Below are 26,435 nucleotides of genomic sequence, written 5' to 3' on the forward strand. Positions count from 1 at the left end.
TCTCCTGAGATGCAGTCGCGCCCGTCGGCGCGAACCCGAGGCGCCCCATCCTTCTACGGAGTGGACGGCGGCGCTGAGGTGTACGCATCGAGGCGTCGTCGTCCCGGACAAGGGATCGACGATGAACAAGAAGAGCGCTCTTCTCTCTCAGGTCATCATGACCTTCATCATGGCCGCGACCATGTCGGGCATCATGGGCCTCATCTTCACCGGGCCGACCATGGAGTGGTTGACCGGGTGGCCCCGGCAGTTCGCCATCGCGTGGCCGATCGCGTTCGCCCTGACCATGGGCGCCTGGCCCGTTTCGATGGCGCTCGCCGGGAGGATCCTCCGCGGCCGCGGAGGTGAGGCCTCCGAAACGGCCTGACACGTGCGCGGCCCGGGCCCGGCGGGCCCGGGCCGCGGCTGGTCGTGGGGCGGGCTCCGGCGGCATGATGGGGGTCCGCGCCCTGCTCCTGCGTTCGTCGGTGGGAGGGGAGTGGGGATGCGGTCTCGGCGGGGGTTCCTGGTCGGAGGCGGGGTCGCGGCCGCGGCCGCGGTGGTGGGGGCGGCGCCGCGGTGCGGTGGGCGTCCAGGAGCCCGCGGGAGCGGCTGGCGGACCTGGTGCCCGAGGGGCCCGAGGTCAGTGTGGTCGCGGCGGACGGCGAGCCCCTGGTGGCGGTGGGGATGGACACCGCGCGGGACGTGTGCTCGGTGACCAAGCAGTTCACCGCGGCCGGCGTCCTGCGGCTGGAGATGGACGGGGAGCTGTCCGTCGGGGACCCGGTGGGCGCTTTCCTGCCCGGCGCGTCGGGGCGGCTGGGGGAGGTCGACCTGCACCGGCTCCTGACGCACACCGGTGGGCTCCCGGAGGCGCTGGGCGACGACTACGAGCCGCTCGGGCGGGAGGAGTTCGTGGCGGCGGCGGTGGCCGCCGAGCCGGTGGAGGGCTACCTGTACTCCAACGTCGGCTACGGGCTGCTGGCGGCGGTCATCGAGGTGGTGGCCGGGTCGTACGAGGGTTTCCTGGCGGAGACCCTGTTCGGGCCCGCGGGCATGACGCGGACCGGGTACGTGCTGCCGGACTGGGACGACGCCGGGGTCGCGGTGGAGTACGACGCCCGGGGGGACTCCTTGGGGCGGCCGTACGAGCGGCCGTGGGCGGACGACGGGCCGTACTGGAACCTGCGGGGCAACGGCGGGATGCTGTCCACCGCGCGCGACATGCTGGCCTGGCACCGGGCCCTGGCCGGGGGCGCGGTGCTGTCGGAGCGGGCCCTGGAGCGGATGTTCACGCCGCACGTGGCGGAGGACGCCCTGGGGACCTCGCACTACGGGTACGGCTGGGTGATCCTCGAGGTCGGGGGCCGGAGGGCGGCCTGGCACAACGGGGGGAACGGCGCGGCCTACGCGGAGCTGCTGCACGTGCCCGGCGGGCCGATGGCGTTCTGGGCGACCGGGGCGGTCTCCCGGGAGGGGGAGTGGGACCTGGAGGACGCCGATGTGGCGGTCCGGATGGGCGAGGTCCTGCTGGGAGGGTGAATCGGCGCGGCGACATAGGTTGTATTCCTAACTAGGTAGGTCTATGGTCTAGGTAGTCGAACCGAAGGAGTCGTCGTGGGGTTCTCCGTGTGGGGACTGGCGCTGGTGGCGCTGATCGTCCTGTACCTGGTGGCCGTGGAACCGTGGTGGGGCAGGCGCGCCTACACGGAGCTGGAGCGGGTGCGGGACACGGACCCGCGGGCGCTCACGCGGATGTTCGGCCAGGGCATCGCCGTCTGGTGGGGCCTCACCGGGGTCGCCCTGCTGGCGGTCCTGGTCTCGCCCGGGGTGGGCCTCGCGGAACTGGGCCTGGTCCCGATGAACGGGGAGTGGGGCACGCTCGCCGGGGCCGTCGTGGGGATGGCCGTCGCGATGGCCGCGGTCGCCCTGGCCGCTCGGAAGGCCCCCGGGTTCCTGATGCCGGGGCAGAAGGCGGTCGCCGCGCTGCTGCCGCGCACGGCCCGGGAGCGGTGGTGGGGCGCGGGGGCCTCGGTCACCGCCGGGATCTGCGAGGAACTCGTCTACCGCGGCCTGTTCATCGCCGCCGGGGTGGGCCTGGGGCTGGACCCCGTGGTCGCCGCCGGGATCAGCCTGGGGATCTTCGTCCTGGGGCACCTGTACCAGGGGCCGGTGGGCCTGGTCTTCGTCACGCTGGTCGGCTTCGTGTTCACGAACGTGTACCTGGCCACCGGCAGCCTGTTCGTGCCGATCGTGCTGCACATCCTCCTGGACCTGCGCTCCCTGGCGTTCGCCCCCCGGCGCGAGGAGGTGGCGGCCCGATGAGGGCGGACCGCCGGTCGAGCTGGCTCAAGGGCGTGCTGGACCTGCTGGTGCTGGCCGGGCTGACCGAGGGCGAGAGCTACGGGTACGCGATCGCCAAGCGGCTGGACGAGGCGGGCCTGGGGACCATCAAGGGCGGCACGCTGTACCCGGTGCTCAACCGCCTGGAGGAGGCCGGGCTGGTGGAGGCCGAGTTCCGGGCCGCCGAGCGGGGACCGGGCCGGCGCTACTACCGGCTGACCGAGGCCGGGCGCACCGTCCTGGCCGAACAGACCGCGGCCTGGCGCGAGTTCGAGACCGCCGTCCGCACCGTGTTGGAGGACCGATGACCTACTTCGACGAGCTGGCCGAACGGCTCGCGGCACGCGGCGTGGACGCCGAGAGGTCGCGGGTGCTGCTGGAGGAGCTGTCCGCGTACGCGGCGGACGCCGGGGTGGACCCGGAGGAGGAGTTCGGGCCGGTCGACGGGTTCGCCGACTCGCTCGTGCCCCGGCAGGAGGGCGGCGATCCCGAGGAACTGGCCTGGACGGCGGACGCCTTCGAGACGCCCGCGCGGCTCAACGGGTTCGGCGCCCAGGGCTGGGAGGTGGAGCGCATCGACCGGCTGGGCCGGTTCGTCGGCCGCCGGGACCGTGAGAACCCCCAGACCTGGGAGTACCGCCAGGAGGTCTGCACGGGCCGCGCCGACCGGGAGCGGCTGGCCGCGAGGCTGGCCCCCGATGGCTGGGAGCCGTGCGGGCACCGGTCGGTGCTGGCCTACTTCAAACGTCCCGGGGCGGCCACCGCCGGTCCCGGGGCGGAGCTGGAGGACCCGCCCGCGCCCGGGCCCCGGCGGGCCTTCTTCGGGGCCCGGGGGATCGCGCTCATCGCCGCGTCGCTGGCGGTCGTGGCGGTCTCGGTGTGGTCGATCGTGCAGCGGGCGGCCGACGGGCGGCTGACGGCCGAGGGGCCGGAGGAGCTGGCGGGCCTCGCGGTGGGGGCGCTCGTCGGCGCGGCCCTGGCCCTGGGCGCCGTGTGGGCCGTGCTCCGGATCGTCCGTTCGGTGCGCGACCGGCGCTGAACGGGGCCGGAACCGGCTACCCCCTGTTGTTTCCCCGGCGGGGTGGGTAGCCTCGGGGACTTCCTCCGTCTCTGTTCGATGGGAGCCCCACGATGTCCTCCTCCGCCCCCCTGAACCGCAACCGGGCCTCTCTGCTGCACAAGGTCCGCTACGCACTGCGCAACCCGGCGAAGGTGGGGCCCTACCTTCGCCGCTCGGCCCGCGACCTGGGCCTGCGGCTCCGGCACCGGGACCACGTCTCCTACTACCGGGCGGTGATGGCCGCCGACACCGCCCGGGATCCCAAGGCCGCCGTGGGCAGCCGCAACGAGGAGCGGTGGCTGGAGCTGGGCCGGATGCAGTTCGACTACCTGGTCGGCCACGGACTGCGGCCCGGCCACCGCCTGCTGGAGATCGGCTGCGGCAACCTGCGCGCCGGGTGGCGGTTCATCGACCACCTGGACGCCGGCGGGTACTACGGGATCGACATCTCCCCGGACATCCTCATCTCCGCCAAGGAGACGCTGGCCGCGCGGGGGCTGCAGCACAAACTGCCGCACCTGACCCTGGTCCGGGACCTGACCTTCGACTTCCTGCCCGAGGGGCACTTCGACGTGGTGCACGCGCACAGCGTGTTCTCCCACTCGCCCCTGGAGGTCATCGACGAGTGCCTGGCGCACGTGGAGCGGGTGCTCGCCCCCGGGGGCTTCTTCGACTTCACGTTCGACCGCACCGAAGGGGCCGAGCACCACGTGCTGCGGGAGGACTTCTACTACCGCACCGAGACGCTCGTCGCCCTGGCGGAGAAGCACGGTCTGCGCGCCCGGTTCATGGAGGACTGGGAGGAGCTGCCGCACGGGCAGTCGAAGATCCGCGTCACCGTTCCAGAACGGAGCTGAGGCGCGCCCGGGCGGCGGTCATCGCCGGGCCGTACCAGGTCAGGTCGCGGCCCGAGACGCACACCGAGGGGACGTCGAACGCCTCCGGGCCGTCGCCGGGGCCGAACGGGTACGGCTCGTCGGGCAGCAGGACGAGGTCGGCACCGACGCTCCCGGGGGAGGCCTCCGGGTAGCGGCCGGGCAGGGCGGCCGGGACGTTGACGGCGCCCAGCCGGGTCAGCACGTCGTGGGCGTAGGTGTCGGAGCCGACGAACATCCACGGGTCACGCCAGACCGGGACGGCCACCCGCGGCCCCGCGGCGGGCGCGGGGGCGGCCCAGACCCGCCCGGCCTCGGCCAGCCAGCCGGGGTCGGCCAGGCCGCAGGCGTCCAGCAGGCGGCGCAGGGAGGCCAGCGCTCCGGGGACGGTGCGGATGTCGGTCACCCACACGGGGATCCCGGCCGCGCGCAGCTCCCGGACGTGGCGCTCCCGGTTCTCCTCCCTGTTGGCGACGACCAGGTCCGGGGCGAGCTCGACGATCCGCCGCACGTGCGGGTTCTTGGTGCCGCGCAGGCGCTCCGCGCCGGGGACCGGGGGGCACCAGTCGGTGACGCCCACCAGGACGCCGGGGTCGGTGGCGGCCAGCGCCTCGGACAGGGAGGGGACGAGGGACACGGCGCGGCGCACCCGGTCCGGCAGGGGGACCGGGTGCCCCAGGTCGTCTCGGCGCGGGATCAGGCGCTCCGGCTCGGGTGGTCGGCCAGGCGGCCGGTGCGCCGCCGGACCAGGGAGGGGCCCAGGATCTTCTGCCCCGGGTCGCCGTTCCAGACCGGGTCCAGGCCGTGCCGCCGCAGGGTCTCCACGATCTCGTGGCCGACCGCGGTCTTGGCCTCGACCCCGGTGGTCCCGACGGCGTCGAACCCCAGGTAGGGCTGGAGCCGCTCGGCGTCCTGGGCGTGGTAGAACACGAAACCGTGCACCGGGTCCAGCCCCCCGGCCGCGCGGGCGGCGTTCTCGGCCTCGATCTCCCCGCGGATGGCGGAGTGGGCACAGGTGTTGCAGCACTCGAAGTTCTCCCGGGCGACGACCCCGGCGGAGTCGAGCTCCCCGAAGGCCGCGGTCAGCCGTTCGGCGTCGCCGGGCCCGTCGTCCTCGCCCTGGGAGCGCAGGTGGGCGGCGAACTCGGCGTCCAGGACCGAGACCAGCCAGGCCCGGGTCCGGTCCCGGTCGGCCTCGGGCAGCAGGCCGGGGTCGTCGACGTAGTGCTCCAGGCCGTCGATGACGTAGTCCTCGATGGTGGAGCCGACGATCTCGTCGAAGGTGTCGGTGCCCAGGGCGATCTGGACGCGCAGGTCCTCCAGGACCTCGCCGAGGACGTCTTCGGGGTTCAGGCCGTCGAAGGGGGTGCTCATACGCCGATTATGGACCGACCCTACGACGCCCGGCGCCGGAGAGGCAGGCCAGGCGCTCCAGCTCCCGGTCGCCCAGGCGCAGGTCCAGGGCGGCCGCGCTCTCGCGGGCCTGCCGCTCGCTGGAGGCACCGGGGATGGCCACGACGGTGTCGCCGTAGTAGGAGGTGAGCCAGCCCAGCGCCACCTGGCCGGGAGTGGCGCCGTGCGCGTCGGCGACGGCCCGCAGCTCCCGGACGAGCGGCGCGGACCGGGCCAGCCCACGCGGACGGTACTCGGGGACGGCGAGCCGGCGGATGCGCGGCAGCGCGGCGACCGAGGAGGGGTCCTCGTGGAAGCGGCCGGTGAGGACCCCCATGCGCAGCGGGGCGTAGGCGATGAGCGTGATCCCCAGGCGGCGGGCGGTCGCCAGGACGCCGTTGTGCTCGATGTCGCGGTGCAGCAGGCTGATCTGCACCTGGTTGGAGGCCAGGACGACGCCCCGCGCGGCCAGCACGGTGTGGGCCCGCTCCATCTGCGCGGCGGAGAAGTTGCTGACCCCCACCGCGCGGACGGACCCGGCGGCGTGCAGTCGCGCCATCTCGTCCAGTTGGGCCCGGTGCGGGGACACGGACCCGCTGGGCATGTGGATCTGGTGCAGGTCCACCCCGTAGCCGCCCAGGGCCTCCGCGCGCCGGGGGAAGGTGCGCCCGATGCTCGCCGCGGTGCGCAGCAGGGGCGCCCACTTGGTGGCCACCGTGACCTCGCCCGGGGCGACCCCGTTGGCCCGCAGCGCGTCGGCCAGCGCCCGCTCGGAGGCGCCGTTGCCGTACATCTCGGCGGTGTCGAACCACGTGACGCCCCCGGCCAGGGCGGCCCCGACGATCGCCCGGGGCAGGGCCGGGTCGATGGGGCGGTAGAAGACCCGGGCTGCCCCGGTGCCGGAGAACTGCATGCAGCCCAGTCCGATGGGGCTGATCTCGATGTCGGTGCGGCCCAACCGTCGCCGTTCCATGACGACCGCCTCTCATGCTTGTCTCTGTGTGAGACACTAATGTCTCAAGGGGGGTCATGGCTGTCAATGGGTGGAAGGGATCTAGACTGCCCGGCATGGAGAGAACGGGTCTGCGCGACCACATCGCCGCCGCCATCCTGGACGCGGCGGCCCGCGTGCTGGCGGAGCAGGGGGAGACCGCGAGCATGGCGGCCATCGCGTCGGCCTCCGGGGTCAGCCGGGCCACTCTCTACCGCTACTTCCCCAACCGGGAGGCGCTGGTGGCCGGGCTGGTGGAGCGGGTCATGGAGGGCCTGGGGACGCGGATCGCCGACGCCGGGGTGGACGGCGTGCCCGTGCCCGAGGGGCTGGCCCGGGTCACCCGGGCGTTCCTGGCCGAGGGGCGGGAGTACGCGGCGCTGGTGCGGCTCGCTGAGGTGCACGAGCACAAGCGGCGGATGGGGATCGACGAGGGGGACGAGCGGATCTCCGCCCCGGTGCGGTCGCTGCTCGCCCGCGGTGCCGCCGACGGCACGCTGCGCCCGGACGTCCCCGAGGACGTCCGCTTCGAGATGTTCACGGCCCTGGTCGAGCGCGCGCTCGGCCTCGTCATCGCGGGCCGGATGGGCGTGGAGGAGGCGGGCGCCCTCGCCACGGGCGTCTTCCTCGACGGTTTCCGCACCCGCCCCGCCTGACCGCCCCGGCGCTGCCCCCACCGTCGGCGGCGGGGGCCCGGGATCGCGCAACGGTCGGATCCGGGCGATCCGGGTGGATGGGGCAAATCGGAATCTACGTTGTAAAGGGCGGCCCGTGGAGGGCCGTGCACGACGGCGGGGCGGTGCCGGTCCGGCACCGCCCCGCCGTCGATCGGTCAGGCCTTCGTCGCGCCCACCAGCCAGGCGATCTTGTGCGCCGTGACCCCGAGGCTGCCGCTGCTGCCCAGGTAGACGCCGAAGGAGGCGATGAAGGCGTAGTCGTGCTCCCGGCGCTCACAGATCACGTCCTCGACCGCGTAGGTGGACGCCGGGTTGCTCACCCGCAGGCAGGGGCCGTGCTCGTCCACCACGTCCGCGCGGACGTCGTAACGGGACAGCTCGTCGGCCAGTTTGTCCAGGTGCCCGTGCTCCTCCGAGGGTGCGCGGGTCTCCTCTTCCTGTCTGGATCGGCTCATGGCGGTGGGTCCTTTCACGTCACGGAACCGGGTCGGTGTCCCACCGCCATTGTCACCTAGCGTCTGATAACGACTACGAAGCGTCGTGGCGACACGCCGTCACTCGACCCTCTCGCCCCGATACAGCACCTCGGCGACCGAAAGGTCGTCCGCCAGCACCAGCAGGTCGGCCGGCGCGCCGACCTCGACCCGGCCGACACCGGCCAGCCCCAGCGCCGCGGCCGGGACCGACGAGGCCGAGCGCACCGCCTCCGGGACGCCCACGCCCAGGCCCTCCACGGCGTTGCGCACGGCCCGGGGGAGCACGATCGTGCTGGAGGCGATCGCCCCGGTCTCCACCAGGCGCGCCTCGCCGCCGCTCACGCGCACCCGCAGGTCGCCCAGCGTGTACTCGCCGTCGCCCAGCCCGGTCGCCGACATCGCGTCGGTCACCAGCGCCACCCGCTCCGCGCCCGCCGCCGCGAAGACCAGGCCGGCCGCCCCCGGGTGGACGTGCACGTTGTCCAGGATCAGTTCCACGGTCACCCGCTCGTCGCCCAGCAGCGCCGCGATCGGGCCCGGGTCGCGGTGGCCCAGCGGGCGCATCGCGTTGTAGATGTGGGTGGCCACCGTCGCGCCCGCGTCCACGGCCTCCAGCGCCGTCTCGTAGGACGCCTCGGTGTGCCCCACCGCGGCCACCACACCGGAGGAGGCGGCCGCGCGGATCAGGTCCAGGGCGCCGGGCAGCTCCGGTGCCACGGTGATCATGCGTACGTGCCCGCGGCCCGCCTTGAGCCAGGCGTCGAACTCCGCGGTGTCGGGATCGCGCAGCAGGTCCGGGTCGTGCGCGCCGCACCTGGACCTGGCGATGAACGGGCCCTCCAGGTAGATGCCCGCCAGTTCGCCCGCGTCGCACAGCTCGGCCAGCGCCGCCACCTGGCGGACCGTGTCCTCGGGGGTCGCCGCCACCAGGCCGCCCACCATCGAGGTCACCCCGCGGGAGCGGTTGAACCGGACCGTGGCCAGGGCGCCCTCGGGGTCGGCGTCGGGGAAGGCGTGCCCGGCACCGCCGTGCACGTGGACGTCGACCAGGCCCGGCGCCACCCAGGCCCCGCCCAGGTCGCGGACCTCTCCGGAGGGCGTGTCGGCGGAGTCGGGCTCCAGGGCGGCGATCCGGCCCCCCTCGATCCGGACGCGGCCCCGGTGGACGCCGTCGGGGGTGACCACTCGCGCGCCGGTGAGCGTGACGGGGTCGTGCACCATGTTCGTGACTCTCTCTCGCTTCGGACCCCGTGCGCAGGGCGTGTGTGTCGCACATTACATTCGTGTGACCGGGCTTCCGGGAAGCGGGTCGTGCACCCCCGTTCCGGCCCGCGCACCCCCTGCGGAGCTGGGAAATCCCGATCCTCGGGACGCCTGTCCGAAAGGTGGACCCTCCGATCCGGGGCGGAACGGGTCCGGGGCGGGTCGCCGGCACGCATTGACGATAGCGGCCGCGCCGCCCCATGATGGAGGCATGTCCGCCGGTGAGCTGCTTGTCCAGCGCCTGCACGTCGATCTCCGACAGCAGGCGAGCGCGCTCTGTCGTAGCTAGCGCCACGCGGGGCCCGCAGCCCCGCGCCACGGTCGTACCCCGTGGCCCGACCCTCGCAGACACCGGACGCTCATCTTCTCCCAGTTCTGGGTCCCGGACCGTGCATCGGTCCGAGGGAGCACCCCTGCCAGACCCGACACACCCCGCCTTGGACGACGAGGTCCGCGCACCGTGTCGGTAAGGGGAACGACGGTCCTCTCCGGTGTCACCGAACCGCAGTCCCCACTGTCGGGGAACCAGGTCCCGATCACCGCCCCGACGGTCCCTCCGGTCGATCCCGGCTCGCTCTGACCGAACCCAGGAGTTCTCGCATGACCCGCTTCACCGTGCTCGTCGCCGCCCCCCGTTCCCGCGCCTCCGTCCGCTCCACCGCCCTGGCGGCCGCCGCCGAGGTCGCCGCCCGCGCCGGCGTCGCCGACGCGCCCGAGGTCATCGACCTCGGCGACCTGGGGCCGGAGCTGCTCGCCGACTCCTCCGCCGCCGTCGACGGCGCCCTGGCCAGGGTGCGCGAGAGCGATGTCCTGCTGGTCGCCTCCCCGCAGGCGCACGGCACCTACACCGGGCTGCTCAAGGTGTTCCTCGACCGCCTGCCCGAGCTGGGGCTGGGCCACACCGTCGCGGTGCCCCTGGCGGTCGTCGACGACCTGCGCAACAGCCGCGGCATCGAGGAGGACCTGCGGATCCTCCTGGCCGACCTGGGCGCCTGGGTCGCCGAGCCCGGCCTGATCCTGTCCGAGGACGAGGCCGACCGCCCCGAGAGCGTCGTGCGGGCCTGGGCCGACGTCGCCGCCCCGGGTCTGCGCCGGGCCGTCTCCGTCGCGGTCTGACGCCCGCCCGCGGCCGGGGCCCGTCCGGGCCCTGGCGCCGCCGTCAGCCCTCGACGAGGGTGGCGGCGCGCTTGCGGCTGGTGTCGGCCTCGGCCCGGGCCACGTTGCCGCGGACCAGCACCACCACGACCAGGGTCAGGGCGAAGCCGCCGATCCGCAGGCCCAGCAGCACCGGGTCGTCGGGCAGGCTCTCGCCGAACAGCAGGGTGCCGGCCACGACCATGAACACGTTCCCGACCACGTTGGACACCGGCGCGGTGATCGAGGCCCGGGAGCGCTGCATGGAGGTCTGGAACAGCACGATCCCCACCGCCCAGCCCAGGGCGTACAGGTAGGGGAACGGGGAGAGGAGCGCGGGGACGACCGCGTTCCACAGGCCGTGGTCGCTGATCAGCCCGCCCAGGCCCTTGCCCTGGAGGCCGGCGCTGCCCTGGGCGAGCCCCGCGGCGGCGCCCATGGCGGCGGCCGACACGTACCGCCCCCGGCCGCCGACGAACGCCATCACGGCGACGCAGGCGATGACGGTGGCCACGCTGACGCCGACCAGCAGGGGGGTGTGCGCGGTGGTGCCGGTCTCGCCGCCGTCGGCGGTGGACAGGCCCAGCAGGCCCAGCGCGACCGGCATCAGGCCCAGGGCGATGTACTCGCCGCGGGTGATGCGCTCGCCCAGGACGAGGGTCATCACGAGCAGGCCGCAGGCCACCCCGGCGGCGAAGGCGGGCTGGACGACCGACACCGGGGCCAGGCCCAGGGAGACGATCAGGCCGACGCTGCCCAGCGCCGCGAACACGCAGCCGAGCACCCAGCGGGGGTTGCCCAGCAGGACGCGGGCCAGGTGCAGGGGGCGGTTGACGGAGATGGACTCCGAGCCGTGCAGGGCCCGCTGCTCCACGGTCAGGCCCACGGTGTAGACCACGGCGGCCAGCAGGGCGACCACGAGTCCGATCACGGATGCGCCTTTCGGATCGGGGAGGGCGGCGGGGTTCGGGAGGGGGTGTCGCGCCGGGTACGGCGTACCGCTAACGTCATGCTCTGCGGCCCTCTCCGCGCGGAAAGGGTGTGCTCGGGTTGACGGCCTCCATATAACCAGTTCTAGTCTGGTGTGGCCAGCTTTGCATTACGCCCGACGCTCCCTGGCAACCGGTCGAGGGCGTGGCGGATGTTGATGTAGAACACGTTCCGATACCGCTGTGGCGGTGGGATTGGGGAACGGTGCGGGAGCCGGGTGGGCCCGACGGGGACGCCTCCGCGTCCTCCTCGGCGGAGGGCGGGGCCGGGCCGAGTGCTGCCCGGGCCACGCCGCGGGAGGCGCTCGCCCGCCGCCGCGACGCCCTGCGCGCCGCGGTCACCGAACGCCTCGCGCACTGGCGCACCCTCACCTGGCAGGACGTCAGCTGGCGCACCCTCACCTGGCGCGGGCTGGCCGCCTGGCGCCACCGCGGCTCCGGCACCTCCCGTTTCGAACCCGGGCCCCTGGGCCTGCTCGGCATCATGCTGGCGGCGATGGCCGTCACCCTGCTGTTCATCCAGGCCGGCTCCCCGGGACTGACCGGGCGGGGCGACGAGGGTTCCGACGGCCCGGTCCCGGTGCCCGGGCCGCCCTCGGGCGAGCTGAGGGTGATGGTCGTCGGGGACTCCCTCACCCAGGGCAGCAGCGGCGACCACACCTGGCGCTACCACCTGTGGCGGCACCTGACCGGGAGCGAGGTGGCGGTCGACTTCGTGGGCCCCTACGACGACCTCTACGACCTGGCCGGCGAGGAGTTCGGCGACGACTCCTACGCCGTGCCCGACTTCGACCGCGACCACGCCGCCCGCTGGGGGTACTCGGCGGGGGACCTCTCCGACGAGGTGTCCCGGCTGGCCGCGGAGTACGAGCCGCACTACCTGCTGCTGCTGTCCGGGCTGGAGGACATCCTGGGCGGCGGCACCGCCGACCACGCCCTGGAGGGGGTCGGGGAGACCATCTCGACGGTGCGGGTGGTCCAGGGGGAGACGCGGTTCGTCGTGGGCGAGCTGCCCCCGGTGGAGGGGACCGCCGACGACGCCCGGGCCAACTCCGAGATCGCCCGCTTCAACATGGGCGTGGTCGCCCTGGCCGAGCAGCTGACCTCGGCCGACTCCCCGGTGGTCGTCGCCCGGGTCGCCGACGGGTACTCGCCCGCGCGGGACAACTGGGACGAGGCGCACCCGAACGCGCGGGGGGAGCTGCGCATCGCCGCGGCGTTCGCCGACGCCCTGGCCGACCCCCTGGGCGTAGGGCCGGCCCACCCGCGGCCGCTGCCCGAGATGGAGGTCGGTCCGCTGACCGCTCCGGAGCCCGGGCACGAGGAGGGCGACGACGGGCTGGTGCTCAGCTGGGAGGCGGTGCCGGGGGCGACCGACTACCGGGTGACCCAGCGCAGGGTGGCCCCCGACCCCGACGGCGAGACGGTGCTGCCGCTGGAGGTCGAGGAGGACGGCGGGAAGTACTCGGCGCTGGTGGAGGGCCTGTTCAGCGGGGCCCGGTACGAGTTCACCGTGATCCCGTTCAAGGGGCGCGACTCCGGCCGGGCCTCCGAGCCCGTCCAGCTGGTGTGGCGCGGGGACCCGCCGCCGGGGCCCGCCTGGATCCGCCTCCAGGACGGGGGCGCCACCCTGGTGTGGGAGCGGGTAGAGGACGCCACCCACTACGAGGTGTGGGTGCGGCCGCTGGAGTGCTCGTTCTCCGACGACCGGCGGGCCCCGGCCGACACGACCGACGGGGTGCGCTCGCCCGACGACGGGCCGGTGGAGCCGCCGCCGGGCGGGGGCGACCCGAGCCCGGGGCCCGTGGACCCGCAGCCGACCCCGACGCCCCGGCCCGACCCCGGGCCGGACCCGGAGCCTCCGGTGGCGCCGCCGGCGCCCGGCGACCCCCGGTGCGAGCGGCGCGACGGCCTGGGCCCCGACGACGGCGAGGGGTGGCGCACGCTGGGCTCGGCCGGCGAGGACCCGCGGTGGGCGGTGACGGTGTCGGGCGACTACGAGATCGTCGTCCGCTCCCACCGCGACTACGTCGAGGGAAGGTTCTCCGACTCGATCCTGACGGCGCGTCCCTAGGGCGCGGTGGTACCGGTGAGGAGGGCGCGGATGTCCCGCTGGCTGCCCTGGGCGGTGGGCCTGGTCGCGGCGGTGCTCGCACTGGGCCCCGCGCTGGGGCCCGGCTACGTGCTGCGCTACGACATGGTGTTCGTGCCCGACCTGTCGCTGCCGACGGTGCTGCGCGGGGCGGACGGGTTCCCCCGGGCGATCCCCAGCGACGCCGTGGTGGCGGCGCTGTCGTGGGTGCTGCCGGGGGACGCGGTGCAGTCGGCGGCGCTGGCTGCGGTCTTCGTGGTGGGCGCCGCGGGCGCGGCCCGGCTGATGCCGTCCCCGGCGGCCGCGGTGGTGGCGGGCGCGGCGTACGTGTGGAACCCGTTCGTGGCCGAGCGCCTGCTGCTGGGCCAGTGGGCGATGCTGCTGGGCTACGCCGGGCTGCCCTGGGTGGTGGGGGCGGCGCGCGGGCCGCTGGCGGGGGTGGTGCGTTCGCTGATCCCTGCGGCGGTGGGCGGGTTCTCCTCGGTGGTGCTCACCGCTCTGACGGCGGGTCCGGTGGCGCTGTGGGGGCGCGGCGGCCTGCGCCGCGGCGGGCTGCTGGCGGGGGCGCTGGTCGTGGTGTCGCTGCCCTGGCTGGTGCCGGCGCTGACGGCGGGGGCGGCGGGCGCGACGACCGACCCGGCCGGGGTGGAGGCGTTCGCGCCGCGGGCCGACACCCCGCTGGGGACGGCGGGGTCGCTGTTCCTGCTGGGCGGGGTGTGGAACGCGCACGCGGTCCCGGCGGGGTACGGGGACCCGGTGGCGGTGGCCCTGCGCCTGGCGCTGTGCCTGGCCGCGGTCGCGGGGTGGGCGTGGTGGCTGTACCGGGACCGCCCGGGGTTCGGCCCGGGGCTGACCGCGGCGGCGGTGCTCGGATTCGGGGTGGCCCTGTTGGGCGCCACCGAGCCGGGGCGGGGCGTGCTCGCGTGGCTGATCGGCCTGTGGCCGGGGTTCGGCCCGCTGCGCGACGGCCAGCTCTATGTGGCGCCCCTGGCGCTGGTGCAGGCCCTGGGTCTGGGGGCGGCGGCCCTGTGGCTCTCCCGGCCCGCTGGGGGGACCGCGGACGGTCCGGGGGACGGCGGGGCCGGCGCGGCGGGCCGGGGCGCCGGGGAGCCCGGTTCTTCGGCGGAGCCCGGGCCCGCGGGCCCGGGCGGGCGGCGGGCGCCGGCGGCCGGCCGGATCGCCGGGGTTGCCGCCGCCGCGGGGCTGGCGGTGCTGCCGGTGGTGGCGCTGCCCGGGCTGCTCTGGGGTGCGCAGGGGGCGCTGGCGCCGGCGGAGTACCCGCGGGACTGGCTCGCGGCGCAGGCGGCGGTGGCCGCCGACGACCGGCCCGGGGCGGTGCTGGTCCTGCCCTGGAGCGCCTACCGGGGGATCGACTGGTCGGGCGGGCCCGCGGTGGTGCTGGACCCGGCGACGAGGCTGTTCGACCGGCGCACCGTCTGGAACGACGACCTGGTGGTGGGCACCCCCGACGGAGGGACCGTGGTGGTGCGCGGGGAGGACGGGCTGGCGCGGGAGGCGGCCGCGGTGCTGGGGCCCGATCCCCGGACCGGGCTGCCGGAGTCCCTGGACGCGGCCGGGCTGGCGGCGCTGGGCGTGCGGTACGTGGCGGTGTCCGCCCCGGTCGATAACCGGTTCTGGTCTGATGTGGACGGGTTCTCGGTGGTGGTCGAGGGGCCTGAGATGACCCTTTTGGAAGTGCTCGCAGGGCCGATCAACACCGAAGAAGCGGACATTTCGGGGTTGGAAGTTACCTGTGGGTTAGTTACAGTTGGGGCAATCATCTGGTCTGTAGCTAGATCAGGTTCTAGTCTCGGGTTCCAGCGCACCGGCGTCGAACGGCGTCCGGGCGCGCGGAAGGAGATCCCCTAGTGATCAAGGTAATCGCCGCCTGCGTGATCGGTGCGGCTCTGGCTGGCGGGTCGGCCTACATGGTCACCAACATCGCCACCGAGTCCACCGCCACCGCGGAACCGGTGAACGAAACCCTCTACAACTACGGCGACCGCTAGGCCGCCCGAGTTCATCGAGGTCCTTCGGGCGCCTCGCCCCCAGCGGGGCGCCCATCCGTCCCCCCGTCCCGGCGGTCCTCTGCCCCGACCGCCCCATCCCCACAGACGTCCGGTCGATGGGCCTGTTCGGTGTGCCCACCGCTCTTCCCGCGCACCCTCGCCCTCCGTGTTCGCTCCACCCCGGAGGGTGTCGGGCGCGCCGGGTCCCGGACACCCCGCGGAAGGAGAGCGCGTGGTCTTCTCGAAGGCCCACCACCGAGGCCTGCCCACGGTCACCGCGAACCCCGCCCCGGTCCCGGCGGCCGCCGAGGAGGACCCCGTCGACCTCGGCCCCCGGCTCGACGGCGTCCGCCTGGTCATGATCAACTGGCGCGACCCCTGGCAGAGCGCGGCCGGCGGCGCCGAGGAGTACGCCTGGCGGATCAGCCGCCACCTGGCCGAACGCGGTGCCATCGTCACCTTCCTCACCAGCCGCGAGCCCCACCAGGCCCGCGTGGAGACCAGGGACGGGATCGTCATCCGCCGCATGGGCGGCCGCTTCACCGTCTACCCGCGCGTGATGGCCTGGCTCGCCCTGTGGCGCCGCGAGTACCAGCTCGCCTTCGACTGCATGAACGGCATCCCCTTCCTGTCCCGCCTCGTGCTGCGCCGCCGCACCAGGGTGGTCAGCATCGTCCACCACGTCCACGACCTCCAGTTCAACGCCTACTTCTCGGCGCCGCTGGCGTGGTTCGGCCGGTTCGTCGAGTCGACCGTCGCCTCGTGGGTCTACCGCGACTGCACCACCGTCACGGTCTCGGAGTCCTCCCGCCGCGCCCTGCGCGAGAAGCTGGGCTGGCGCGCGCCCGTCGAGATCATCCACAACGGGGGCGTGCAGGGCCCCCTCAAGCCCCTGGACGACGCCCCCGACGACATGGGCGACCCGGCGATCGTCAGCCTCGGCCGCCTGGTGGTGCAGAAGCGCGTCTCCCAGGTCGCCGACCTGGCCCGCGCCCTGGAGGGGGAGCACCCCCGGCTGCGGGTCCACATCGTCGGCCGCGGCCCCGAGGGCGAGCACCTGGCCGAGCAGATCTCCCGGGACGGCACGGCCGACCGGGTCCGCCTCCACGGGTTCCTGCCGGAGGAGGACAAGAACAGCGTCCTGGCCTCCAGCCACCTGCACGTCACCGCCTCGGAGTTCGAGGGGTGGGGCCTGACCGTCATCGAGGCGGCGCGCCTGGGCGTGCCCACCGTGGCCTACGATGTGGACGGACTGCGCGATTCGGTCCGAGACGGCGAAACCGGATGGCTGGTGCGCGAGGGCGAGGAACTGGCCGATGTCGTCTCCCGGGCCTTGAAGGAGCTGTCCGACCCCCACCGCAGAGCAGCCGTCCGCCGGGCCTGCCGGGCCTGGGCCGACCGCTTCACCTGGGAGGCCAGCGGCGCGCGGATGACCCGCCTGGTCGCCCGCGAACTCGATCTCCCCGGCGGCGCGGACGCCCCCGACACGACCTCAGGCAGGAAAGCAGAGAAGTGACTTCGGCGGAATCCACCGCCAGGCGCGAACCGGAGGATTCCAGGACACCGTCCCCCGTCTCCGGGGGAGTGGACGAGAAGCTGCTGCGGCGGCTCAAGGTCCTCGCGGTGTGCCTTCTCCTGGGCGCGCTGGCGGCCAGCATCGACCCCGGCCGGATCGTCAGCGACACCAAGCTGGACCTGACGGTCAACCCCCTGGGGTTCATGGAGCGCGCCCTGCACCTGTGGGACGCCTCCTACTTCGGGCAGATCCAGAACCAGGCCTACGGGTACTTCTTCCCGAACGGGCCGTTCCACCTGCTGCTGGAGTGGCTCGGCATGCCCGAGTGGCTCGTCCAGCGCTCGTGGATGGCGGTGCTGCTGGTGGCCGCGTTCCTGGGCGTGTACAAGGTCGCCGGAGCGCTGGACATCGGCACCGTCAACACCCGCATCCTGGCCGGCGTCGCCTACGCGCTGGCACCCCGGGTGCTGACGCTGCTGTCGTACAACTCCGCCGAGCTGCAGCCGATGCTGCTCATGCCGTGGGTGCTGCTGCCGCTGGTCCTGGGCGCCCGGCGCGGGTACCCGCCGGCCCGGATGGCGCTGCTGTCGGGGGCGGCGTTCCTGCTGTGCGGCGGCACCAACGCCGCCTCCGAGCTGGCCGTCCTCATCGTCCCCGGCCTGTACCTGCTCACCCGCTCCCGCGGCCCGCGCAAGCGGCGGATGATCTTCTGGTGGTCGGTGGCGCTGGTCGCCGCCACGTTCTGGTACGTCGCCCCGCTGCTGCTGATGTCGCGGTACGTGTACTCGTTCATGCCCTACACCGAGGACGCCGCCGTCACCACCGGCATCACCTCGCTGCTCAACGCGCTGCGCGGCACCTCCAACTGGATGGGCTTCCTGCCCGACCAGGGCAACACGGCCCTGCCCTCGGGCGCGGCCCTGTCCCTCACCCCCTGGCTGATCGCGGTCACCGCGCTGGTCGCCGGGCTGGGCCTGGCCGGGCTCGTCAACCGGCGCACCCCCGAGCGCTTCTTCCTGGTCACCACCCTGCTCACCGGCACGGCGATCGTCGTCGCCGGCTACACCGGCGACCTCACCGGGCCGTTCGCCGGGACCATGCGCGAGCTCCTGGACGGCGCGCTGGCCCCCTTCCGCAACGTCCACAAGTTCGACGCGCTCATCCGGCTGCCGGTGGTGCTGGGGCTGGCGCACCTGCCCGTGGTGGTCGCCCGCGACCGGGCCGACCGGCGCGGCGAGTCCGTCTCGGGCCGGGTGCGGCGCACCGTGGCCGCCGTGTGCGCGACCGCGTTCCTGGTCACCCTCGTCCCCATCGCCACCGTCGGCGTGGCCCCGGCGGGCGGGTTCGTCGCCCTCCCCGGGTACTGGCGCGAGGCGGTGGACTGGCTCAACGACCGCTCCGACGAGCGCGGCATGACGATGGCGCTGCCCGGCTCGGGGCGCGGGGAGTACGAGTGGGGCCGCCCCCTGGACGAGCCCCTGCAACCCCTCCTGGAGGGGGCCTGGACCAACCACCAGATCATCCCGTGGGGCTCGGCGGGGGTCTCCCGGCTCACCCACGAGATCGACCAGCGGGTGTCCTCCGGGCGCGGCTCGGCGGGACTCTCCGCCACCCTGGCCCGGATGGGCGTCACCCACCTGCTGGTCCGCAACGACCTCCAGCGCGTGGACAACCACGGCGGCTGGCCGGCCCGCGTCCACCAGGCGCTCGAAGCCTCGCCCGGCATCACGCCGGTGGCCGAGTTCGGGGCGCCCATGGGCTCCCTGGACCACCACTCCGCCTCGCAGTGGTTCGACCAGCCCTACCCGGCGCTGACGATCTACGAGGTGGAGGGCGCCGCCCCGACGGTGGGCGTGGTGCCCGCCGACGAGGCCGTCCGCGTCACCGGCGGCCCCGAGTCACTGCTGTACCTGGCCGAGCAGGGGCTGATCACCGACGACCGGCCGGTGCTGCTGGGCGACGACCCCGGCGCCGAGCAGGTGTCCGCGGAGGACACCATCGTCACCGACACCGCCCGCCGCCGTGAGGTCGTCTACCCCGACGTGCGCCGCAACGTGTCGGCCACCCTCACCGAGGACGAGGAGCTCGAACGCGACGTCCCCGCCCCCGACATCGCCGACCCGGCCTGGGAGGACTACACCGCCCACGCCGAGGACATCGGGATCGCGTCGGTGCGCGCCTCCTCCTCCGAGGCGGGGGCGGGCGCCCGCGCCGCCGACCGCGACCCCGGGCACGGGCCGCAGGCCGCGCTCGACGACGACCTCACCACCTCGTGGCGGTCCAGCGCGTTCACCGGCGCCCTGGGCGAGTGGATCGAGGTCGAGTTCGAGGAGCCCCAGGACCTCACCGGCCTGACGGTCGCGTTCGAGCAGTTCGCGAACGACCCGCCGCCCTCCCGGATCAGCGTCGTCACCGACACCGGCGAGGTGGACGTGCCGGTCTCCCAGACCGGCGACCCCCAGGAGGTCATGGTCCCGCCCGGGGCCACCACCACCCTGCGGCTCCGGGTGGAGGAGCTGGCCTGGGAGCCCGAGTACCGGTTCGGCACCCGGGTGGGCGTCACCTCCATCTCCGTGCCCGGCCTGGAGCCCGCCCGCACCCTGCGCGTGCCCGGCCCGGCCGACGCCGGGACCCTGCTGTTCACCGGTTCCACCGGCACCGCACCCGGGTGCATGGAGGGCTCCCACGTGTGGGTGTGCAACAGCGGCCTCCAGGTGCAGGGCGAGGACGCCCGCCGGCTGGACCGCACCTTCGGGTTGTCGGCGGCCGCGGCCGCCGCCCCGCACTCGGTGTCCGGCGAGGTCGTCCTCACCGACCCGCGCGAGGCCGAGAACGCGGCCAACCGCGCCGGGACGTACCCGTACGTCACCGCCTCCTCCACCGCAGTGCAGCACCCGGCGGCGATGGGCCGCGGCGCCCTGGACGACGACGGCAGCACCGTCTGGTACCCCGACCCCGAGGAGAAGCGCCCCTGGCTCGACATCGAGCTGGGCCGGCCGGTCGAGCTGAGCCACCTCACGGTGGACTTCCCGCGCGCCGACAGCGTGCTGCGCCCCATCAAGGTCACGGTCGAGGGCGGCGGCACCGTGCGCGAGGGGTGGCTGGACGGCAGCGGCCGGGTCGACTTCGCGCCGTTCACCGCCGACGCGGTGCGGATCACGTTCGAGCGCCCCGAGGGCCAGGCGCTGGAGATCGGCACCATCGCCCTGCCGGGCGTGGACCCGGTCGACCCGGTCCCCGACGGGGACGCGTCCACCGCCTGCGGCCTGGGCCCCACCCTGCGGGTCAACGGGCAGCGGGTGGAGACGCGGATCAGCGAGGGCACCCTGGCCGACCAGCTCACCGGCCGCCCGCTGCGCTACGAGAGCTGCACCGCCCTGGACCTGGTGGAGGGCGAGAACCGCATCGTCGTCGACCCCGGCAACCGGTACGAGGTCCGCTCCGCAGTGGTGGGCTCGGGGGAGTCGGTGGCCGAGCGCCCCGAGGTCTCCCTGACCGCCCCCGCGACCGTGCACGAGTGGGGTCCGGGGGAGCGCCGCTTCGACGTCGAGGCCGTGGACACCGACTCCTTCCTCGTCGTCAACGAGAACTACAACGAGGGCTGGCAGGCGCGCCTGGAGGGCGGGGAGGTGCTGGAGCCGGTCCGCCTGGAGGGGTGGAAGCAGGGCTGGCTGCTGCCGGCGGGCAGCGCGGGCACCGTGACCCTGACCTACACCCCCGACGCCGCCTACCACCGGGCCCTGATCGCGGGCGGTGTCCTGGCCGCCCTGCTGGTGGTCGCCGCCCTGTGGCCGCGCCGCCTGCTGCCGGGCGGCCGCGCCGGGGCCGCCGGGGCCCTGCGCGGAGCGCGCGCGCTGCCCGCGGCCGGGGCGGCCTGGCCGTCGCGGTGGTTCGTGCTCCCGCTGGGCCTGGCGTACGGGGTCTGGGTCGCCGGGGCGGTCGGCGCCGCCCTGGTCGGCGCCATCCTGCTGTGCATGTGGTGGCTGGGCCGCCGCGCGCCCGCCCGGCTCCGGCACGCCAAGCCGGGGAGCCCGTCCATGGGCGGGCGGCTCCTGCCCCGCCTGGCCGGACCGTGGCCGGTGGCGGTGTCGCTGGGACTGGCGGGCCTGGCGATGGCGGTGGGCACCCACCTGGCGGTCCACATGCCGTTCCACGACATCACCGACGTGGTGGGCCAGCCCTTGCGCGGCTGGGTCGCCCAGCTGCTGTGCCTGCCCGCCCTGGCCCGCCTGGTCCTGGCCCTGGGGCAGCGCCCCGACCCGTCCCGGGCCGACGCCCACCCGCGCGGGACGGGTGGCGCCCGCGGCGCGTCCGGCCCGCCGGGCCCGGGCCGGTCCCCGGACCGGCCCCGGGGCCGATCGTGGAACGGTGACGGCCCCGGCCCCGCCCCGGAGGCCGGCGGCCGGGAGAGCGACCACGAGGAGGCCCGCACATGAGCGCGGACGACACCGCGGGGCGGCGCGCCCTGCCCCGGGGCACGGTCCCGGCGGCGGTCGGCGCCTTCCTGCTGACCCTGGCCGCGATGCTGCCGCTGTACGTGTACGACCGGGTGGCGGTGCTGCCCGCCCAGGGCCGGTTCGAGATGACGATGGTCGCCGACGGCGCCGGGTACCTGGACACGTCCCGGTGGGCGTGGGTGGACGGGGTGCGGATCGTCCGCAACACGTCCGTCAGCGCCCAGGCCCACGGCCCGGACTGGTCGGCCTGGGAGATGTCGGTGGACACCGTCGCCGAGGGCGCGATGATCGACCACTGGAGCCGCCGGGCCATCGTCGACCGGGACACCGGCCGCGCCGTCAACTGCTGCGGCGAGCACGTGAACGGCGACCGGGCGGTCCGCCAGGCAGGGCTGGTGTTCTCCTGGCCCCCCGGGGTGGGGGAGGCCGACCACCCTTTCTACGACGCCGAGGTGCGGGCCGCGCCCGTCATGGAGTTCCAGGGGACCGACGAGGTCGCCGGGCTGACCGTGCGCCGCTACACCCAGGAGATCCCCGCGACCCAGGTGCCCGAGTCGGCCCGCGAGGTCCCCGCGTGGCTGTTCACCCCCGGCGCGGAGGGCACGGTCACCGCCGGCCGCTGGCTGGAGCTCACGCGCACCTACTGGGTGGAGCCGGTGTCCGGCACGGTCGTCAACGCCCACGAGGCGCGGCTGGAGACGCTGCGCCCGCAGAACGCCTCCGGCGAGGCGCACCTGCTCTACGCGGAACTGGGCCTGCGGGAGAACCAGATCGCGGGCCGCGCCGAGCAGGCCCGGGTGCGCTCCCTGCTGCTGCGCTCCCTGGACTCGTGGGCGCCCTGGGCCCTGGGCCCGGCCGGCGGCCTGCTGCTGGTCGCCGGGGGCGCGATCGCCCTGCGCGACCGCTCCCGGGACGCGGGCCGCGACGGCCGCGGGGGCGCGGAGGGGGCGGGAGCGCCCGCGGATTCGGATGTCACGGATGGGAAGCGGGTGCCGTCGGCGTAGGATCGGACGCATGTGCGGTCGTTATGCCCAGTCCAGGAACGTGCAGCAGCTCCGGCTCGACTTCGGCCTCCCGGAGGAGTCCCTGCCCGGCGAGGACGTGGACACCCGCGCCTGGCCGCCGCTGGAGGAGCTGGAGCCGGACTACAACATCTCGCCCGGCCGCCCGGTGTACGCCGTCCTCGGCCCGCCCCCGCAGGGCGGGGAGGAGGCCGAGCCCGGGCCGCGCTCCCTGCACACCCTGCGCTGGGGGCTGATCCCCTCCTGGGCCAAGGACCGCAACATCGGCTACCGGATGATCAACGCGCGCAGCGAGACCGTCGCCGACAAGCCCGCGTTCCGCACGGCGTTCCGGCGCCGCCGCTGCCTGCTGCCCGCCGACGCCTACTACGAGTGGCAGCTCGTCGGCAGGGACGGCACGGTCCAGGCCAGCACCTCGCCCGCCACCGACCCCGACCACAAGAAGCGCAAGGCCAAGGCGGACAAGAAGCCCTACTCCGTCCACTACCCCGGCGGCGGCGAGCCGCTGGCGATGGCCGGGATCTTCGAGCGCTGGCGCGACCCCGAGGCCCCCGAGGAGGACCCGGCGGGCTGGGTGTGGAGCTGCGCCGTCATCACCACCGAGGCCGCCCCCGCGCTCGCGCACATCCACGAGCGGATGCCCGTCATCGTGCCCCGGCAGGACTGGGCGGCGTGGCTGGACCCGGGCACCGGGCCCGACGAGCTGATGCACATCATGGCCGACACCCCGGCGGACCGGCTCGTCGCGGACGAGGTGTCCACCGACGTCAACACCATCAAGAACAACCGCCCCGACCTGCTCACGCCGCTGGCGGCCGGGTCGGGGCCGGAGCCGGACACCCTCTTCTGACCCCCGGGGTCCGCCTCCGGGGCTCTCTGCACCCCTGGACGGGACCGGGGTGTCCCTGTGTACAGTGTCCGGGGCCGCCCGTGAACGCGGGCGCGCCCGGGCACGGTCCGACCGTGCCCCACAACGGGATAACGCAACGCGGGAGCTCGCGCCATGGCGGGCTGAGAGGGCGGCTCAACGGTGTCGCCGACCGCAGAACCTGTTCGGGTAATTCCGACGTAGGGAGGCATGCCATGACGGCTTCGCAGAGCCGTGACACCGGTCCCACCACCGGGGAGCACCGGGTGACCACTGGTCCCATCATGGGATCATCCAAGGTCTACCGGGACATCGAGACCCCCGAGGGCTTCACCCTCCGGATCCCCGGGCGCCGGGTGGGACTCACCGACGGCGGCCATTTCGACCTGTACGACACCTCCGGCCCCTACACCGACGACACCGCACACATCGACGTCCGCGCCGGGCTGCCCGCCCTGCGCGGGGAGTGGATCCGCTCCCGCACCCCCGTCAACGGGGCCGACACCCAGCTCGCCCACGCCAAGGCCGGGACCATCACCCCCGAGATGAGGTTCGTGGCCGAGCGCGAGGGCCTGGACCCCGAGTTCGTCCGTTCCGAGGTGGCGGTGGGCCGGGCGGTCATCCCCGCCAACCGCCGCCACCCCGAGTCCGAGCCGATGGTCATCGGTAAGAACTTCCTGGTCAAGATCAACGCCAACATCGGCAACTCGGCCGTCACCTCCTCGGTGGAGGAGGAGGTCGAGAAGATGGTGTGGGCCACCCGCTGGGGCGCCGACACGATCATGGACCTGTCCACCGGCAAGCGCATCCACGAGACCCGCGAGCGCATCCTGCGCAACTCGCCCGTGCCGGTCGGCACCGTCCCCATCTACCAGGCGCTGGAGAAGGTCGACGGGGACCCGGCCCGGCTGTCCTGGGAGGTCTACCGCGACACGGTGATCGAGCAGTGCGAGCAGGGCGTGGACTACATGACCGTGCACGCGGGCGTCCTGCTGCGGTACGTGCCGCTCACCGCCCGCCGGGTCACCGGCATCGTCTCGCGCGGCGGCTCCATCATGGCCGCCTGGTGCCTGGCCCACCACCGGGAGAGCTTCCTGTACACCCACTTCGAGGAGCTGTGCGAGATCCTCCGGGAGTACGACGTCACGTTCTCGCTCGGCGACGGGCTGCGGCCCGGCTCCATCGCCGACGCCAACGACGAGGCCCAGTTCGCGGAGCTGCGCACCCTGGGCGAGCTCACCCACATCGCCCGCGCCCACGACGTGCAGGTGATGATCGAGGGCCCCGGGCACGTGCCCATGCACAGGATCGCGGAGAACGTGCGGCTGGAGGAGGAGCTGTGCGGTGAGGCGCCGTTCTACACCCTCGGCCCCCTGACCACCGACATCGCGCCGGGCTACGACCACATCACCTCGGCGATCGGCGCCGCCCAGATCGGGTGGTACGGCACCGCGATGCTCTGCTACGTCACCCCCAAGGAGCACCTGGGGCTGCCGGACCGCGACGACGTCAAGACCGGCGTCATCACCTACAAGCTCGCCGCCCACGCCGCCGACCTGGCCAAGGGGCACCCGCGGGCGCAGGAGTGGGACGACGAGCTGTCCAGGGCGCGGTTCGAGTTCCGGTGGAAGGACCAGTTCCACCTGTCGCTGGACCCGGAGACGGCGACGGCGTACCACGACGAGACGCTGCCCGCCGAGCCGGCCAAGACCGCGCACTTCTGCTCCATGTGCGGGCCCAAGTTCTGCTCGATGAAGATCACGCAGGACGTGCGCCGCTACGCGGCGGAGAACGGGCTGGACACGGTCGAGGCCATCCAGCGGGGGATGGCCGACAAGTCCGCCGAGTTCGGGGAGCAGGGCGGGCGGGTGTACCTGCCCCTCACCGAACGGTCCGGGTGACCCCGGGGCCCTGACGGCCCGGACGCGCACCGGGCGTCCCTGAACGGGCCGGCGGCACCGCCGCCGGCCCCCTCCCCGCTCGGCGCGGCCGTGCCGCCGACGGCCCTCGAGGGTCGGAGCCTTCGGTGCTGCGTCCAGGTCCTCGTCGACCGCCGGCCCCGACGGACGGCCCACGCCGCGCTTTCCCGTGGACGCCTCCTCCGGGCCTCTTCCCTTGGGCGCCTCCTCCGGGCCCCCGGAGCCCCCACGGCCCAGGGGAGCGTTCGGGGAGCGGGCGCCAGGGCGTGTTCGGCGGGTCGTTCCGGGTCGCGGCCGCGAGACCGCCTCTCGCCGCGCCGACCCTCCTGTGAGAGATCGCCCCGCGACCGCTCCCGGCATCCGGCGCGAGCGCCGGAACGCTCGGGAGCGTTCGGGGAGCGGGCGCTAGAGGGGCTTGCGGGCCGCGGCGACGAGGTGGACGCCGACGTAGTCGTCGGACTCGGTGGCGCGCAGCTCCATCTCGACCAGCCGGTTCATCGAACGCGGGTCGCGGGCCAGCATCATCTCCACCGTGGACGCCGACAGCACCGTGCGGGGCTTGATCCACTCCAGTTCCAGGCCCGCCTCGGTGAGGGTGTCGGTGAGCTGCTCGGCGGTGAAGCAGCGGGTGATGGACCCGTCGGGCCAGGGCACCAGCAGGACGTCGGCGCTGGGCGCGTGGCTCAGCTCGGGCCAGCAGTCCTGCTCGGCGAGCAGGGCCATGCCCAGCACCACCGAGTCGACGCACAGCAGGACCCGGCCGCCGGGCCGCAGCACCCGGGCGATCTCGGCCACCGACTCCTCGGTGGCCAGCTGCCGGGACAGCACCCGGTTGTCGGCGATCACCCCGTCGAAGCTCTCGGCGGCCAGGAAGCGCGGGAACGCCGCGTCCCCCACGATCTGGCGCAGCCGCCCGCGGCGGGCCGGGCGGGGCACCGCGGCGCGTCCGTTGACCAGGCGCAGCGGCCTGCGCACCGCAGAGTCCGCGGAGGGCAGCAGGGCGACCACGTCGTGTCCCGCGGCGACGGCGCGCGGAGTCCCCTGGTAGTCCGGGCTGGACAGGTCCAGCAGCCGGGAGGGGGCCTCCGGGAGCCAGCGGGCGATCTGCGCCTCGGCGACGGCCCAGTAGAACCGCCAGTAGTCGGAGAGCCGGTCGGGGGTGGCGAACTGGGCCGCCGGTGACCGGGGGCGGTCGGAGGCCGGAGTCGAGGACGGTCGCACGTGCACTCCTCTCCCATCCTTCAAAGGGTCTTACCCGCACTCTGCCATGCCTCACCTCCCCTGACGCGTCCGATCGGCGAAGTTCCGCGAGGAGGGGACCTTCGACCCGTGTCCGGACCGGAATCAGCGGGCGGCGGCCGTTGTTGTGACCG

The 26,435-nt window shown here is 74.5% G+C and carries 23 protein-coding genes and 1 riboswitch; of the genes, 16 read left to right on the forward strand and 7 right to left on the reverse strand.

From position 1 onward, the window contains the following. The first annotated feature begins 121 nt into the window (after nt 1-121). The 6 genes from K1J57_RS15365 to K1J57_RS15390 all read left to right on the forward strand — a co-directional run bounded on the left by K1J57_RS15365 (nt 122) and on the right by K1J57_RS15390 (nt 4,239). Entirely contained in the window at nt 122-367 is a 246-nt protein-coding gene (locus K1J57_RS15365) for a DUF2798 domain-containing protein (protein ID WP_220565087.1), read from the forward strand. A gap of 191 nt (nt 368-558) precedes the next feature. Then, on the forward strand, nt 559-1,521 hold the full coding sequence (locus K1J57_RS15370; RefSeq protein WP_220565088.1) for a serine hydrolase: 963 nt from the start codon (nt 559-561) through the stop codon (nt 1,519-1,521). Nucleotides 1,522-1,596: 75 nt separating this feature from the next. After that, on the forward strand, nt 1,597-2,304 hold the full coding sequence (locus K1J57_RS15375) for a CPBP family intramembrane glutamic endopeptidase (protein ID WP_220565089.1): 708 nt from the start codon (nt 1,597-1,599) through the stop codon (nt 2,302-2,304). Then, entirely contained in the window at nt 2,301-2,630 is a 330-nt protein-coding gene (locus K1J57_RS15380) for a PadR family transcriptional regulator (protein ID WP_220565090.1), read from the forward strand. The genes K1J57_RS15375 and K1J57_RS15380 overlap by 4 nt, the downstream gene beginning before the upstream one ends. Continuing rightward, on the forward strand, nt 2,627-3,361 hold the full coding sequence (locus K1J57_RS15385; protein ID WP_220565091.1) for a DUF2812 domain-containing protein: 735 nt from the start codon (nt 2,627-2,629) through the stop codon (nt 3,359-3,361). Before K1J57_RS15380 ends, K1J57_RS15385 begins: the two co-directional genes overlap by 4 nt. 92 nt (nt 3,362-3,453) lie before the next feature. After that, nucleotides 3,454-4,239 (forward strand): class I SAM-dependent methyltransferase, encoded by a 786-nt coding sequence (locus K1J57_RS15390; RefSeq protein ID WP_220565092.1) that lies wholly within the window; start codon nt 3,454-3,456, stop codon nt 4,237-4,239. Here the strand turns inward: K1J57_RS15390 and K1J57_RS15395 are convergent. Genes K1J57_RS15395 through K1J57_RS15405 form a run of 3 tightly spaced genes read right to left on the reverse strand, consistent with a single transcriptional unit; the run spans nt 4,217 to nt 6,622 of the window. Beyond that, nucleotides 4,217-4,954 (reverse strand): helical backbone metal receptor, encoded by a 738-nt coding sequence (locus K1J57_RS15395; RefSeq protein ID WP_220565562.1) that lies wholly within the window; start codon nt 4,952-4,954, stop codon nt 4,217-4,219. The two genes, K1J57_RS15390 and K1J57_RS15395, sit on opposite strands and share 23 nt — an antisense overlap. Beyond that, on the reverse strand, nt 4,954-5,631 hold the full coding sequence (locus K1J57_RS15400; protein ID WP_220565093.1) for a hypothetical protein: 678 nt from the start codon (nt 5,629-5,631) through the stop codon (nt 4,954-4,956). Before K1J57_RS15400 ends, K1J57_RS15395 begins: the two co-directional genes overlap by 1 nt. 7 nt (nt 5,632-5,638) lie before the next feature. After that, nucleotides 5,639-6,622 (reverse strand): aldo/keto reductase, encoded by a 984-nt coding sequence (locus tag K1J57_RS15405; RefSeq protein ID WP_220565095.1) that lies wholly within the window; start codon nt 6,620-6,622, stop codon nt 5,639-5,641. A gap of 95 nt (nt 6,623-6,717) precedes the next feature. On the opposite strand from K1J57_RS15405, the gene K1J57_RS15410 reads away from it, so the two are divergent. Next, complete coding sequence (locus K1J57_RS15410) at nt 6,718-7,296, forward strand: TetR/AcrR family transcriptional regulator (RefSeq protein ID WP_220565096.1); 579 nt, start codon at nt 6,718-6,720, stop codon at nt 7,294-7,296. A gap of 176 nt (nt 7,297-7,472) precedes the next feature. Here K1J57_RS15410 and K1J57_RS15415 read toward each other — a convergent pair whose 3' ends face one another. Together K1J57_RS15415 and nagA are read right to left on the reverse strand one after the other, a co-directional pair. After that, nucleotides 7,473-7,772, reverse strand: a complete 300-nt coding sequence (locus tag K1J57_RS15415; protein ID WP_220565098.1) for a hypothetical protein — start codon at nt 7,770-7,772, stop codon at nt 7,473-7,475. A gap of 99 nt (nt 7,773-7,871) precedes the next feature. Next, nucleotides 7,872-9,014, reverse strand: a complete 1,143-nt coding sequence (gene nagA / locus K1J57_RS15420; RefSeq protein WP_220565099.1) for an N-acetylglucosamine-6-phosphate deacetylase — start codon at nt 9,012-9,014, stop codon at nt 7,872-7,874. Between the two features lie 642 nt (nt 9,015-9,656). Between nagA and K1J57_RS15425 the strand changes: the two genes are divergently transcribed. After that, nucleotides 9,657-10,172 (forward strand): NADPH-dependent FMN reductase, encoded by a 516-nt coding sequence (locus K1J57_RS15425; RefSeq protein ID WP_220565101.1) that lies wholly within the window; start codon nt 9,657-9,659, stop codon nt 10,170-10,172. A gap of 43 nt (nt 10,173-10,215) precedes the next feature. Here K1J57_RS15425 and K1J57_RS15430 read toward each other — a convergent pair whose 3' ends face one another. After that, nucleotides 10,216-11,121, reverse strand: a complete 906-nt coding sequence (locus K1J57_RS15430; protein WP_220565103.1) for a hypothetical protein — start codon at nt 11,119-11,121, stop codon at nt 10,216-10,218. 542 nt (nt 11,122-11,663) lie between these two features. On the opposite strand from K1J57_RS15430, the gene K1J57_RS15435 reads away from it, so the two are divergent. The 8 genes from K1J57_RS15435 to thiC all read left to right on the forward strand — a co-directional run bounded on the left by K1J57_RS15435 (nt 11,664) and on the right by thiC (nt 25,044). Then, a complete protein-coding gene (locus K1J57_RS15435; RefSeq protein WP_220565563.1) occupies nt 11,664-13,253 on the forward strand; it encodes a GDSL-type esterase/lipase family protein in 1,590 nt (529 codons plus the stop codon). 30 nt (nt 13,254-13,283) lie between these two features. Continuing rightward, entirely contained in the window at nt 13,284-15,140 is a 1,857-nt protein-coding gene (locus K1J57_RS15440; RefSeq protein ID WP_220565105.1) for a hypothetical protein, read from the forward strand. Next, nucleotides 15,140-15,280: a hypothetical protein gene (locus K1J57_RS15445; protein ID WP_220565106.1), complete on the forward strand. Its 141-nt coding sequence runs from the start codon at nt 15,140-15,142 to the stop codon at nt 15,278-15,280. Before K1J57_RS15440 ends, K1J57_RS15445 begins: the two co-directional genes overlap by 1 nt. 232 nt (nt 15,281-15,512) lie before the next feature. Then, on the forward strand, nt 15,513-16,796 hold the full coding sequence (locus tag K1J57_RS15450; protein WP_220565107.1) for a glycosyltransferase family 4 protein: 1,284 nt from the start codon (nt 15,513-15,515) through the stop codon (nt 16,794-16,796). Further along, entirely contained in the window at nt 16,793-21,232 is a 4,440-nt protein-coding gene (locus K1J57_RS15455; protein ID WP_220565108.1) for an alpha-(1->3)-arabinofuranosyltransferase, read from the forward strand. The genes K1J57_RS15450 and K1J57_RS15455 overlap by 4 nt, the downstream gene beginning before the upstream one ends. Then, nucleotides 21,229-22,257, forward strand: a complete 1,029-nt coding sequence (locus tag K1J57_RS15460) for a DUF3068 domain-containing protein (RefSeq protein ID WP_220565110.1) — start codon at nt 21,229-21,231, stop codon at nt 22,255-22,257. Before K1J57_RS15455 ends, K1J57_RS15460 begins: the two co-directional genes overlap by 4 nt. 10 nt (nt 22,258-22,267) lie before the next feature. Beyond that, on the forward strand, nt 22,268-23,125 hold the full coding sequence (locus K1J57_RS15465) for an SOS response-associated peptidase (protein WP_220565111.1): 858 nt from the start codon (nt 22,268-22,270) through the stop codon (nt 23,123-23,125). Nucleotides 23,126-23,253: 128 nt separating this feature from the next. After that, nucleotides 23,254-23,365, forward strand: a riboswitch (TPP riboswitch). Then, nucleotides 23,359-25,044, forward strand: coding sequence for a phosphomethylpyrimidine synthase ThiC (gene thiC, locus K1J57_RS15470; protein WP_220565113.1), 1,686 nt, complete (start codon nt 23,359-23,361; stop codon nt 25,042-25,044). (Overlaps the previous riboswitch by 7 nt.) Nucleotides 25,045-25,467: 423 nt before the next feature. Here thiC and K1J57_RS15475 read toward each other — a convergent pair whose 3' ends face one another. Then, nucleotides 25,468-26,289 (reverse strand): class I SAM-dependent methyltransferase, encoded by an 822-nt coding sequence (locus K1J57_RS15475; RefSeq protein ID WP_220565115.1) that lies wholly within the window; start codon nt 26,287-26,289, stop codon nt 25,468-25,470. Nucleotides 26,290-26,435: the final 146 nt, after the last annotated feature.

Origin of the sequence: Nocardiopsis sp. MT53, assembly GCF_019598965.1 — a bacterium.
GTDB classification, from domain to species: domain Bacteria; phylum Actinomycetota; class Actinomycetes; order Streptosporangiales; family Streptosporangiaceae; genus Nocardiopsis; species Nocardiopsis changdeensis.